Annotated in this window: 9 protein-coding genes; 4 read left to right on the top strand and 5 right to left on the bottom strand. The window is 71.6% G+C overall.

Annotated features, from left to right (window positions below; translation table 11 throughout):
* Positions 1 to 488: 488 nt before the first annotated feature.
* Genes ABZ851_RS34545 through ABZ851_RS34525 form a run of 5 tightly spaced genes read right to left on the bottom strand, consistent with a single transcriptional unit; the run spans position 489 to position 6,345 of the window.
* A complete protein-coding gene (locus ABZ851_RS34545; RefSeq protein WP_361136287.1) occupies positions 489 to 1,799 on the bottom strand; it encodes a DUF58 domain-containing protein in 1,311 nt (436 codons plus the stop codon).
* A gap of 9 nt (positions 1,800 to 1,808) precedes the next feature.
* Entirely contained in the window at positions 1,809 to 2,774 is a 966-nt protein-coding gene (locus tag ABZ851_RS34540) for a MoxR family ATPase (RefSeq protein ID WP_361136285.1), read from the bottom strand.
* Positions 2,755 to 3,984 carry a DUF4350 domain-containing protein gene (locus tag ABZ851_RS34535; RefSeq protein ID WP_361136283.1) on the bottom strand — a complete coding sequence of 410 codons (1,230 nt, stop codon included), beginning with the start codon at positions 3,982 to 3,984 and terminating at the stop codon, positions 2,755 to 2,757. Before ABZ851_RS34535 ends, ABZ851_RS34540 begins: the two co-directional genes overlap by 20 nt.
* Positions 3,981 to 4,634, bottom strand: a complete 654-nt coding sequence (locus tag ABZ851_RS34530; RefSeq protein WP_361136281.1) for a DUF4129 domain-containing protein — start codon at positions 4,632 to 4,634, stop codon at positions 3,981 to 3,983. Before ABZ851_RS34530 ends, ABZ851_RS34535 begins: the two co-directional genes overlap by 4 nt.
* 43 nt (positions 4,635 to 4,677) lie before the next feature.
* Positions 4,678 to 6,345 (bottom strand): hypothetical protein, encoded by a 1,668-nt coding sequence (locus ABZ851_RS34525; protein ID WP_361136279.1) that lies wholly within the window; start codon positions 6,343 to 6,345, stop codon positions 4,678 to 4,680.
* Between the two features lie 152 nt (positions 6,346 to 6,497).
* On the opposite strand from ABZ851_RS34525, the gene mtnA reads away from it, so the two are divergent.
* From mtnA to ABZ851_RS34505, 4 genes are all read left to right on the top strand, one after another.
* Entirely contained in the window at positions 6,498 to 7,664 is a 1,167-nt protein-coding gene (gene mtnA, locus ABZ851_RS34520) for an S-methyl-5-thioribose-1-phosphate isomerase (RefSeq protein ID WP_361136278.1), read from the top strand.
* On the top strand, positions 7,661 to 8,338 hold the full coding sequence (gene mtrA, locus ABZ851_RS34515; protein ID WP_088797934.1) for a two-component system response regulator MtrA: 678 nt from the start codon (positions 7,661 to 7,663) through the stop codon (positions 8,336 to 8,338). The genes mtnA and mtrA overlap by 4 nt, the downstream gene beginning before the upstream one ends.
* Before the next feature lie 64 nt (positions 8,339 to 8,402).
* Positions 8,403 to 10,454, top strand: a complete 2,052-nt coding sequence (mtrB, locus tag ABZ851_RS34510) for an MtrAB system histidine kinase MtrB (protein ID WP_361136276.1) — start codon at positions 8,403 to 8,405, stop codon at positions 10,452 to 10,454.
* Positions 10,444 to 12,327, top strand: a complete 1,884-nt coding sequence (locus ABZ851_RS34505; RefSeq protein ID WP_361136274.1) for an LpqB family beta-propeller domain-containing protein — start codon at positions 10,444 to 10,446, stop codon at positions 12,325 to 12,327. Before mtrB ends, ABZ851_RS34505 begins: the two co-directional genes overlap by 11 nt.
* Positions 12,328 to 12,618: the final 291 nt, after the last annotated feature.

Here is a 12,618-nt window from a genome sequence, read left to right as displayed (position 1 = left end):
GAAGCTAAGCCTTTCAGCGCCGATGGTACTGCAGGGGGGACCCTGTGGGAGAGTAGGACGCCGCCGAACAATTCTTCAGCTCCGGTCCCTGAACCTTCGTGGTTCAGGGACCGGAGCTTTTTTGTGTTGGTGGAATGCCTCGCTTCCGGATTCTGCTCGGGGGGCGGGGGCATTTTTGCCTGGGTGTTGGAGTGTTGCGCTTATGGGGTGTGGTCTGGAGAGGGACTGCAGAGGTCCGGCACAAGGAAGCTGAGGCAGAGCGGTCTCGGCTCTCTGCCGGTGTCCTTCAGCTTGCTCGCCGGCGTTCTTGAGCGTCCTCGTGGCGGGGCTGTGCTGCTGAGAGGTAGGAGCAGCTCCACCTGGCGGTGCTGGTGCTCTCCCGTGAGCTGCGGGGTAGCCAATGTGTGCTGGTAGCCACGCCACGTATTCCGTGGTGTGGGTCGGCTTCTGCCCGGAGCTTGCCTTCCGAGGGGCGGGGCCAGGTGGCTTTAGAGGCGGCCGGTGGACTTCAGGGTGAGGTAGGCGTCGGCCAGGTCGGGGGCCAGGCGGGCCGGGGTGGAGTCGATGACGGTGATGCCGTGGTGGCGGAGGCGGTCTGCGGTGCGGAGACGGGCGGCGTGAGTCTGTTCCGCTGCGGCGGCTGCGTAGACGGCCTGCGGGGTGTGACGGCCGGCGGCCATTTCCTCGATGCGGGGGTCGGCCACGGCGGCGACGATGAGTTCATTGCGTTGGGTGAGGCCGGGGAGGACGGGCAGGAGGGCTTCCTCCACGGGGGCTGCGTCCAGGCCGGTGAAGAGCACGATGAGGGACCGTCGCGGGGTGCGGCGGTGGATGGCGGCGGCCAGGCCCCGGGCATCTGCCTCGACCAGTTCGGATTCGAGGGGCGCCAGGGCGTCGGTCAAGGCCGGGAGGAGGTCGCGTGCCGTGCGGCCTTGTACGGAGGCACGTATGCGGCGGTCGTAGGCGAGCAGGTCCACACGGTCCCCGGCGCGTGCGGCGAGGGCGCCGAGCAGGAGGGCGGCGTCCATGGAGGCGTCGAGGCGGGGAATGTCGCCGACTCGGCCCGCGGAGGTACGGCCGGTCTCCAGGACGAGCAGGATGCGCCGGTCGCGCTCGGGGCGCCAGGTGCGGACTGCGAGGGTGTGCCGGCGGGCGGTGGCACGCCAGTCGATGGAGCGGGTGTCGTCGCCGGGGGTGTAGTCGCGGAGGCTGTCGAACTCGGTTCCTTCGCCACGGGTGAGGATGCTGGTGCGGCCGTCGAGTTCGCGGAGCCGGGCGAGCTTGGCGGGGAGATGCTTGCGGCTGGTGAAGGGGGGCAGGACGCGCAGCGTCCAGGGGAGGTGCCGGCTTCCTTGTCGGGCGGCCAGGCCGAGCGGGCCGTAGGAGCGGATCGTGACGCGGACCGCCTGATGGTCGCCGCGGCGGGTGGGGCGGAGCATCGTGGTGAGGCGGCGGCGTTCGGCGGCGGGGATGCGGAGGGTGTGGCGGGACTCGTCGGTGTCCGCATCGGGGCGGAAGGAGCTCGGGGGCCAGGCGTCGCGGATCGTGGCGCGCAGGGTGCGGTGGCTCGGGTTGGTGACGGTGAGGTGCGAGGAGGCTTCGCCTGTTAGTCGAACTGTTGTGTCACCGGTTCGGGTGATATGCAGCTTTCGCACTGGCGCGGCGAGCAGGAGATCGCACAAAATTGCTAGCAGCAAGGCGAGTTGGACGAGCAGGACGCCGAGCCAGCTGGGCAGTACGAAGCCGACGAAGAGTGCTCCGAGTGCGGAGATGAGGGCGGTGCGTCCGGTAAGGGCCACGGTGTCGTCTCAGCGGGGGACGGGGAGATGAGCGAGAACGGCGTTGATCACGGAGTCCGCGGTGACTCCTTCCATCTCCGCTTCGGGGCGAAGGTGGACGCGGTGTCGGAGCGTGGGAAGAGCAAGGGCCTTGACGTCGTCAGGGGTGACATAGTCGCGGCCGGTGAGCCAGGCCCAGGCTCGTGATGTGGAGAGCAGGGCGGTGGCGCCTCGGGGGGAGACGCCGAGAGAGAGCGAGGGGGAGTCGCGGGTGGCACGGCAGATATCGACGATATAAGCGGTGACTTCGGTGGAGACGGCGGTCTTGGCGACCGCGGCCCGGGCAGCGTCGAGGTCGGCGGCGGAGGCCACGGGGCGTAGTCCGGCGGCGCCGAGGTCGCGGGGGCTGAAGCCGGCCGCGTGCCGGGTGAGGATGTCTATCTCGTCGTGACGGGCGGGGAGCGGCACCGTCAGTTTCAGCAGGAAGCGATCGAGCTGAGCTTCGGGGAGCGGGTAGGTGCCCTCGTATTCCACGGGGTTCTGCGTGGCCGCCACCAGGAACGGCTCGGGGAGGGGACGGGCCGTGCCGTCGACGGTCACCTGCCGTTCTTCCATCGCTTCGAGCAGGGACGCCTGGGTCTTGGGAGGTGTGCGGTTGATCTCGTCGGCGAGCAGGAGATTGGTGAAGACGGGGCCCGGCTGGAAGGAGAACTCGGAGCTGCGGGCGTCGTAGACCAGTGAGCCGGTGACGTCGCTCGGCATCAGGTCGGGGGTGAACTGGACGCGTTTGGTGTCGAGTTCGAGAGCCGTCGAGAGGGCGCGTACGAGCAGGGTCTTGGCGACGCCGGGGGCGCCTTCGAGGAGCACATGACCGCGGCAGAGCAGGGCGACCACCAGCCCGGTGACGGTGGGGTCCTGGCCTACGACGGCCTTGGCTATCTCGGTGCGCAGGTCCTCCAGGGAAGTTCGGGCGCTGTCAGCGGTCGGGGTGCTCACGAGGGGCGTGCCTCTCTTGGGAAACGATCGAGGATTCGAGTGCGTCGAGTTGGTCGGCCAGGTGCACCAAGGCTCTGCCGTCCGCGGGAGCCGGGCCGAAGAGCAGGGCATGGAGTCCTGTTTCGGTGCCGGGGGCGGAGGTCAAGTGGGCGTGGAGAGCAGGCAGGAGGACGTCGGCAGTGTGGGCGTGAGCCGAGGACACTCCGACGAGAGGGGCGAGCCGGGTGCGGGTTGCGGAGCGCAGCACGTCAGCGGCCCGGTCGCGGGCATGGGCCTGCTCGTAAAGGCGGGCGTGGCCCTCGGTGGTCTCGGCGGCCGGGACGGTGACGGGGAGTCGTTCCGCAACCAAGGGGCCGAGTCGGCGGGCGCGCCACAGGGCTGCCAAGACGGCGGCGAAGGCGAGTTGGAGCAGGGCCCAGCGCCAGCCGGAAGGGATGAGGTCGAGGAAACCGCGCTGGTCGTCCTGGGCGGATGACGGGTCGCTCACGGAGGGGAGGTACCAGACCAGATGCTTGTGCGTGCCGAGGAGTTGAAGGGCCAGCGAGGCGTTGCCGTGTTCGGCGAGATGGTGGTTGTAGAGGAGGTCGGCGGAGCCGAGGAGCACGGTGTCGCGGCCGTTGTCCGGTGCCGGAAGGCGCAGCAGGGTAGGAGCGTCGGCGCCGGGGTAGCAGCGATCGGCTCCGTCGACGGCGGTGGTGTAGCGGAGGCCGCCGAGGAGGGCGCTGCCCGCACGGCGGGCATCCGGCAGGGAACAGGAAGGCCGGCGTACCGAGGTGGGGGCCGGGCGTTCCATCTGGACGCCGGGGGCGAAGGCTTCGAGTGCCGGCGGTCGCGGGGCGAGCAGGACGGTACGACCGGGAGTGTGCGCGGTGGCGGTGTGCAGGCCCGTCAGCTGATCTGGTGTCAGCAGGTCGGGTTCGGTGACGAGCAGGGTGGTGCCGGGGCCGGCGGCGGCAGCTGCCTCCTCGGAACTGGTCACGACCTGGGTGGAGATGCCGTGCGCGGCCAGGAGTCGGGACAGGGCCCGGCTGCCGGTCCGGTCGGCGGAGCGCGGGTCGAGCCGTCCGTGCTGCTCGCCGGACTGCAGGGCCCCGAGGACCACACCGCTGACGACGAGCAGAAGAAGGGCCAGCAGCGGGCCGCGGAACCGGGTCCACAGACTACGAACGGTGGAAGCCGGCGCGGGGGCGCCGGTGGGAGCCGTGGTCATCCGCTGCTCCTGGTCGGGGTGGTGGCCAGGGCGGGCTTGGCGTGCTGCAGAGCGGTGTCGAGGCCGGCCAGGAGGGTGTATGCCGCTTCCGTGCCGGGGCGACCGCCGTATGTGACGTCGTCGAAGGTGCGGGCCGCGGTGCGGAGGTGGTCGGCGTACTCGGGAAAGGCGCGGCTGGCTTCCGTGGCGGCCTCGTCAGCGGTGCGGCCCGGGCCGGGCGTGAGCAGAGTGCGCTCTTCCAGAGCGAGGACAAGGGCGCGCATCCGGTCCTGGATGGCTTGGTTCCAGTGGCCTTCGGCGGCGTGCCGGTCAGCTGCGGACCGGTGTTCGGCGGCAGTGCGGGGCGCTTCGGCGAAGAGTGCGCCGCTCGTGGTCGGAGTGCGGCGCACCGCGCCGAGACGCAGCCGGAGGGCGATGAGCAGCAGAACGACGCAGGCGGCGATGGCGATGAGCCCGGTCCAGCCGCCCGGGGTGGTGCCGGCGGCCGCGTTGGCGAGTTCGTTGATGCGTGCCCAGAGCCAGTCGAGGGCCTGCTGGATCGGGTTGGGGTCGTGCTGGTGGTACCGCGGGTCGGACAGTTCGCGTTCGGCCGCCTCGCGGGCGGGGACGCGTGGAGTCCGCACCGGTATGTCGTCGTCGGAGCGTGCCATGAGTCGTCCCGGCACGGCCATTTTCCCCCCTCTGGTCACCGCATCAGTTTCCCGGCGCGGCGCCGTCGGAGCGTGGGGCGGGACCGTCGGCGGGTGTGGTGGTGTCCGTGGCAGGGGCGGCCGGGGGAGTGGCGCCGCCGGTGGTCGCGGTGCCCGCCTCGGGGCCGTGCGCGTCGGTGCTTTCCTCCGGGGCGCCTTCCGTGTGGGGGACGTTCGGCGTGGAGTGGTCCGTCTTCGCCCCGTCCGCAGGGGTGTCGGCGGAGGCCGGTGCGGCAGGTGCCGGTGCGTTGTCGGCGGTGGTGCTCGTGGCGGCGGGAGCGGGCGTGGCCGGGTGGGGGCGGGGAGCGTCGGTGCCGTAGCCGGGGAGGCCCGCGGCGCGGGCGAGTTCGAGGTCGAGCGCTTCGCGGCGGATGCGCTGGTCCATGTACAGGAGCGCGGTGACGCCGGCGGTGATCGGGAAGGTGATGGTGGAGCTGATGACGGCTCCGATGCCCAGCACGATCAGGAAGGGCCAGCTGGTGGTGTTGCTGGTGCCGTTCGCCCAGTCCACGAGGCTCTCGCCGCCGACGACGAAGGCGACGATGGTGGCCGGGATCTGGATGATGAACTCGACGATGCCCACCAGGAGGTAGGCGAGGAGCTGCACCCCCAGCACCCGCCACCAGGCGCCCCGTACGAGCTTCGCGGAGCGGCGCATGGCGCTGATGACGCCCTGCTTCTCCAGCATCAGGGCGGGGGAGGCGAGGCTGTAGCGGACCCCCAGCCAGATGCTCACGATGCCGGCGGCCAGCCCGCCGAGCAGGGTGAGGAGCAGCCCGGCTTCCAGGGCGCCGGTGGCGGTGAGGATGAGGCCCGGGGCCACGCCGACCGCGCATATCGCCGTGATGAGCAGGGGCAGCAGGACGAGCAGGCCGAGCAGACGCGGGAGTTGGGTACGCGCATCGCGCCAGGCTTCCCCGGCGGTCGCCGAGCGGCCCAGGACGGCACGGCTCACGACCATGGTCAGGAGCCCTGTGACGACGATGGTGGCGAGCAGCCCGATCGCCGCGGTGATGCCGCTGGCGGCGAGCGCGGCGCCCGTCTGCTGCAGGGCTTCGCGCAGGGGCGGGACGTTGTCGTTCGCCAGGGAAGGCGCGCGGCCGGAGCCCTGGAACCAGAGGCCGTTGACCACGGTGATGGCGGTCTGTGCGACGACCGCGACGATCAGCGAGATGCCGAGGACCGTGCGCCAGTGGGCGCGCATGGTGGCGACCGCACCGTCGAGGATCTCGCCGACGGCGAGCGGGCGCAGCGGAATGATGCCGGGCTTGGCGGCGTGCGGCACGGGTGCCCAGGCGCCGCCCCAAGGGGGCTGACTGCCGGGGTGGTTGCCCCAGTGGCCGGGGTTGCCGCCCCAACCGGGACCGCCCGGGCCGGGACCTCCCGGGCCCTGCGACGAGGCACGGGAGCGCTCGCCGCTCGCCCGGCTGCCGCTCTCCTGCGGGCCGCTCTGGCCGGGGATGCCGGCGGGGGCCGACCAGCGGCCGGCGGGGGGCTGTTCCTTGGACCAGTTCGGCGGGGGCGACTGCTCGCCGGGGCCGGGCCGGTCTTCCTGCGGGGGCTGTGCTTGCTGAGGCGGCTGCGCTTCCTGAGGGGGCTGCTCCTGAGTGCCGCGGCCCGGCTCGTCGGAGGGCGTGGATCCGGGCGAGGCCCAGCCCGGAGAGTTGTTCATCGTCGCTCCTTCTTGCTGCCCGGCCGCCGGGGCGGCCGGGGTGCGGGGTCCGCGGTGGCAGTCATCGTGTCATGGCCGTCGGCGTTGTGTACCGGTGCCCGGAGCGAGAGGGGACCTTCTGTTCGAGGGGCGATCGGCGGCAGACTGAGCGAATGGGCGATCAGTACGAGGTATCCGAGGCGGGCGCGAGCGCGCTCACCATTCCGTCGTTGCGTTGGGAGGAGCTGCCTGAGGGGCCCGTGGTGGTCCTCCTCGATCAGACCCGGCTGCCGGCGGAGGAGGTCGAGCGGGTCTGCACGGACGTCCCCGCGCTGGTGGAGGCGATCCGGACGCTCGCCGTGCGCGGGGCACCGCTGCTGGGCATCGCGGGTGCCTATGGCGTCGCGCTGGCCGCGGAACGGGGCTTCGACGTGGAGGAAGCGGTGGAGGCGCTGGCGCAGGCCCGGCCGACCGCCGTCAACCTGGGCTACGGCGTGCGCCGGGCGGCTGCCGCATACCGCGCCGCGGCGGCCGGCGGGGCCGATGCCCAGGCAGCCGCGGCGCTGGCCGAGGCGCGGGCCGTGCATGCCGAGGACATCGAGGCCAGCGCCCGGATGGCGGAATACGGGCTGGCGCTGCTGGGCGAGCTGCTGCCGGGTGGCGGCCACCGGATTCTCACGCACTGCAATGCGGGTGCGCTGGTCTCCGGGGGCGAGGGCACCGCCCTGGCGGTGGCGCTGGCGGCGCACCGCGCCGGGGAGCTGCGCCGGCTGTGGGTGGACGAGACGCGGCCGCTGCTGCAGGGGGCGCGGCTGACCGCCTACGAGGCCGCGCGCACGGGTATGGCCTACACGGTGCTCCCGGACGGCGCGGCAGGGTCGCTGTTCGCCGGGGGCGAGGTGGATGCGGTGCTGATCGGCGCGGACCGGATCGCGGCGGACGGTTCGGTGGCCAACAAGATCGGCAGTTATCCCCTGGCGGTGCTGGCGCGGTACCACCACGTTCCGTTCGTGGTGGTGGCCCCGACCAGCACGGTGGATCTGGAGACCGAGGAGGGGTCGGACATCGAGGTGGAGCAGCGGCCGGGCCAGGAAGTGACGGAGTTCTCGTTGCCGTACGCACAGGGGCCCGGAGTGGAGGCGGGCACCGGCATACAGGTGGCGCCGCTGGGCGCACAGGCCTACAACCCGGCCTTCGACGTCACTCCGGCGGACCTGGTGACGGCGATCGTCACGGAGGCCGGAGTGGTGTCGCCGGTGACCCGGAACGGGCTGGCAGAGGTGTGTTCCACGTCACGATGGAGTAAGTCACGATCAGGTAATGGGATGATGGCCGAATGAAGGGACGCGTCCTGGTCGTCGACGACGACACCGCACTGGCAGAGATGCTCGGCATCGTGCTGCGCGGCGAAGGTTTTGAGCCGTCGTTCGTGTCGGACGGTGACAAGGCCCTTGCGGCCTTCCGCGAGACCAAGCCCGATCTTGTGCTGCTCGACCTGATGCTGCCCGGACGGGACGGTATCGAGGTGTGCCGGCTGATCCGGGCCGAGTCCGGAGTGCCGATCGTCATGCTGACCGCCAAGAGCGACACGGTGGATGTGGTGGTCGGGCTCGAGTCGGGCGCGGACGACTACATCGTCAAGCCGTTCAAGCCCAAGGAACTGGTGGCCCGTATCCGGGCGCGGCTGCGGCGTTCGGAGGAGCCGACGCCCGAGCAGCTGGCGATCGGTGACCTGGTCATCGATGTGGCGGGCCACTCGGTGAAGCGGGAGGGGCAGTCGATCGCGCTGACCCCGCTGGAGTTCGATCTGCTGGTGGCGCTGGCGCGCAAGCCGTGGCAGGTGTTCACGCGCGAGGTGCTGCTCGAGCAGGTCTGGGGCTATCGGCACGCCGCCGACACCCGGCTGGTCAATGTCCATGTGCAGCGGCTGCGCTCCAAGGTCGAGAAGGACCCGGAGCGGCCGGAGATCGTGGTGACCGTGCGCGGGGTCGGCTACAAGGCCGGGCCCAGCTGAGATGACCCGGGACGGTTCGGCCCCGGAGGGAAAGCGGGGGCGCACCGTCGACCCGGCGGGTGATATGTCCTTTTCGGGGAAGGTGTCCGCCTGGCTGCTGCGCGGGGGGCAGCTGCTGCCCGACGGCGCGGTGAGCGGGCCGGTCCACCCTCTGCTCCGGCTCTTCAGCCGCTGGGTGCGGCGGCCGCTGCTGCCCGCCCTGCGGCTGTGGCGGCGCAATATCCAGCTGCGCGTGGTGGCGACCACGCTCCTGATGTCGCTGGCCGTGGTGCTGCTGCTCGGCGTCGTGGTCGTCGGCCAGGTCCGTAACGGCCTGCTCACGGCCAAGGCGCAGGCCGCGCAGAGCCAGGCCGTGGGCGGCTTCAGCGTCGCCCAGAAGATGGCCGACGGCGCCGACGACACCCGGCCCGACGACACCGCGCGCACCGGGAACCGCGGCACCCAGGACTCCGCGACCTGGCTGACCGGTCTGGTCGAACAGCTCGCCAGCGGCGGGCAGGGCGTCTTCTCCGTGGTGGCGCTCAGCTCCGACTCCGACGAACCGTTCGGTGACTCCAGCCCCGGCACCCGCGGTCCGCGCGCCTCCGGCGATGTCGATCCGGAGCGGAGCGTGCCCCCCGAGCTGCGGCGGAAGCTGGAGACCAAATCCGGGACGTTCCGCCAGTACACCGAGATCAAGCGCATCGGGTCGGACGACGGCGTACCGGCGTTGATCATCGGCAAGCGGCTCAACGATGTGAACAGCAACCAGTACCAGCTCTACTACCTCTTCCCGTTCAGCCAGGAGGAGGAGTCGCTCAAGCTGGTGACGGGGACGCTGGCGACGGCCGGGGTGTTCGTCGTGATCCTGCTCGGCGCGATCGCCTGGCTGGTGGTGCGGCAGGTCGTCACGCCCGTACGGATGGCCGCGGGGATCTCCGAGCGGCTGGCCGCCGGTCTCCTCCAGGAACGGCTGAAGGTCACCGGCGAGGACGACATCGCCCGGCTCGGCGAGTCCTTCAACAAGATGGCGCAGAACCTCCAGGTCAAGATCCAGCAGCTGGAGGAGCTGTCGCGGATGCAGCGCCGCTTCGTCTCCGACGTCTCGCACGAGCTGCGCACGCCGCTGACGACCGTACGGATGGCGGCCGACGTCATCCATGAGGTGCGGGACGAGTTCGACCCCGCCACCGCGCGCTCCGCCGAGCTGCTGCGCGGCCAGCTCGACCGCTTCGAATCCCTGCTCGCGGAGCTGCTGGAGATCAGCCGGTTCGATGCCGGGGCGGCCGCGCTGGAGGCCGAGCCGATCGATCTGCGCGATGTGGTGCACCGCGTCATCGAGGGGGCCGAACCGCTCGCCGAGCGCAAGGGCACCCGGATAGTGGTGCGCGGCGCAGAGCAGCCGGTGATCGCCGAGGCGGACACCCGCCGGGTGGAGCGCATACTGCGCAATCTCGTCGTCAACGCCGTCGAGCACGGCGAGGGCCGCGAGGTGGTGGTGCGGCTGGCGTCCGCGGGCAGCCCGAGCGGTGGCGCGGTGGCCGTCGCGGTGCGTGACTACGGTGTCGGCCTCAAGCCCGGCGAGGCCAGCCGGGTCTTCAACCGTTTCTGGCGGGCGGACCCGGCGCGGGCCCGTACGACCGGCGGTACGGGGCTGGGCCTGTCCATCGCCGTCGAGGACGCCAGGCTGCACGGCGGCTGGCTGCAGGCGTGGGGCGAGCCGGGCGGCGGCTCGCAGTTCCGGCTGACGCTGCCCCGTACGGCCGGCCAGACGCTGCGCGGGTCCCCGATCCCCCTGGAGCCGGAGGACTCGCGGCGCAACCGCGGACTGGACGAAACGGGTCAGCCGCGGGCCGGGGCGGCGCACAAGACGTCCACGATCCCGGTGCAGACGCGTGCGGCACAAGCGGCCGACAGCGCGGTCCCCGCCCCGGGGGCGAAGGTGTCCTGGCCGGCGGCCGACCCGACCGCGCTGCCCGGCAACGGTGCCCGCGTGGTGCCGCACGGTGAAGGCGCAGGGGGCGACGAGGCGGCGCACGGCGAGAGTGCGCGCACCGACGAGCCGGTCGATGAGGGCCGGGACGAGCAGGAAGCCGGACGGGGCGTGGATCGGGAAGGCGGGCTGCGTGGACACTGAGCGCGGAGGCGGGCACCGGGCGGGGAGCGGACCCCGTACGCGCGCCCGCAGGGGGGCCGGGCCGGCGCGGACATTCCTGCTGCTGGGCTGTGCGGCGGCGCTGCTGGCCGGGTGTGCGTCGATGCCCGACAGCGGGGACGTCACCTCGGTCGACCAGTCGCCGCGCTCCGAAGGCGAGTCGCAGGTGCGGGTCTACGGGGTCCCCCCGCAGGACGGTGCCCAGCCGACCAACATCGTCCGCAGCTTCCTCGATGCCACGACCAGTGACGAGGCGGATTTCCGTACGGCCACCCAGTATCTGGCCAAATCGGCGAAGCGGACCTGGCGGCCGTTCCAGGTCACCAATGTGCTCCAGGAGCGCCCGAAGCCCGAGCCGAAGGCGCTGCCCAACCGGGAGGACTCGAACGGCTACACCGTCACCCTGTCCGGCAGCCAGGTGGCGGCGGTGGACGACAGTCACGCCTACACCCCTGAGGAGAAGCCCTACCGCCAGACGATCCACCTCATCAAGGAGGACGGACAGTGGCGGATCGACCGGCTGCCCAACGGGCTGGTGCTCGGGCTGTCGGACTTCCAGCGCATCTACCGCTCCGTCAACAAGTACTACTTCGCGTCCTACAACTCCGAGTCGGGGGAGCCGAAGGCGAACCGGAACGTGCTCGTCGCGGACCCGGTCTATCTGCGGCAGCGAATAAAGCCGATCACGGCCAGTGTGGAGGCGCTGCTGTCGGGGCCCACCGACTGGCTGAACCACGTGACGACTTCGGCCTTCCCGACGGGCACCCGGCTGGCCGCGCATGACCTGGCGCTGGACGACTCCAATGCGCTGCGGGTCAAGCTCAGCAAGGCCGCGGTGAACACCGACACCACCCAGTGCAAGCAGATGGCGGCTCAGCTCTTCTTCACCGTCCAGGACATGACGCGGGCTTCGAAGATCAGCGAGGTGGAGCTCCAGGACAACAGTGGCAACTCGCTGTGCTCACTGTCCCAGGAGCAGGCCGAGCAGGACTTCGCCCCGTCCCCGGGCACCGGGCGCTCCGGCAGGGAGTACTTCATCGACGCCGACCACAAGGTCGTCGGGATGTCGGACTCCGCGACCGAACCGACGCCGGTGCACGGGCCGTTCGGCACCGGCAAGACCCCGTTGCGCTCGGTCGCCATCTCGCGCGGCGAGGACACCGCGGCGGGCGTGTCGGGCGACGGCCGGTCGCTGTATGTGGCGCCGATGGAGGACGGCATCGAGCGCGGTGATCCGCTGCTGACCAGTACGGGTTCGGCCAAGAACCCCGATATGGGGCTGACGGCGCCGAGCTGGGACGGTCTGGGCGATCTGTGGATCGCGGACCGCGATGCGCACGGTTCACGGCTGCTGCGGCTGCGCGAGGGCAAGAGCGCTCCGGAAAAGGTCGCGGTGCCCGGTCTCGGCGACCGCCGGATCAAGGCGATCAAGGTGGCCGCCGACGGCATCCGGATCGCGGTCCTGGTGGAGGACAAAGGCCGTACGACACTCCAGTTGGGCCGGGTCGAGCGCGACGGGAGTTCGGCGCATCCGGAACTCTCGGTGCAGGAACTGCGGCCGATCGCGCCGCAGTTGGAGGATGTGGTGGCCGCGTCCTGGGCGGGCGGCAGCCGGTTGGTGGTCGTCGGGCGGGAGTCCGGCGGCGTGCAGCAGATGCAGTTCATGGAGACCGACGGCTCGGCGTCCAACGCGCAGACCCTGCCCGGCGTCAACGGCGTCATCGCGGTGGCGGCCTCGGAGGACGAGACCCGGCCGTTGATCGCCGACGCCACGGAGGGCATTGTGCGGCTGCCTCCGGACGCGAACTGGAAGACCGTGGCGAAGGATGGGACGGCGCCGGTCTATCCCGGGTGAGTGGTGAGCTGCCCCGGCGGGCGGTCGTCAGTGGCCGGTGGGCGTGACCCGGGATCGATGATCGTGAGCGGTGAGCGGTGAGCGGTGAGCGGTGAGCGGTGAGCGGTGACGGGTGGCCGGGCGATACGGGCTGCCGCGCCGGCCGGTGCCTGCTGATCCCACAGGTCCCCCGGGCCGCCCAGCCCCGGGCTGCCCGGCCCCAGGCCGCCCGGTCCCAGGCCCCGCGGACCGGCAGGTCGCAGATCCCGCGGAGCGGCAGGTCCGCGGCCATGGTTATCCACAGGGGTGGTG

It is taken from the genome of Streptomyces sp. NPDC047049 (genome assembly GCF_040643995.1).
In the GTDB taxonomy this organism is placed as follows: domain Bacteria; phylum Actinomycetota; class Actinomycetes; order Streptomycetales; family Streptomycetaceae; genus Streptomyces; species Streptomyces mooreae.
Note: the sequence above shows the minus strand (reverse complement) of the source record. Positions and strands in the feature narration are given on the sequence as shown.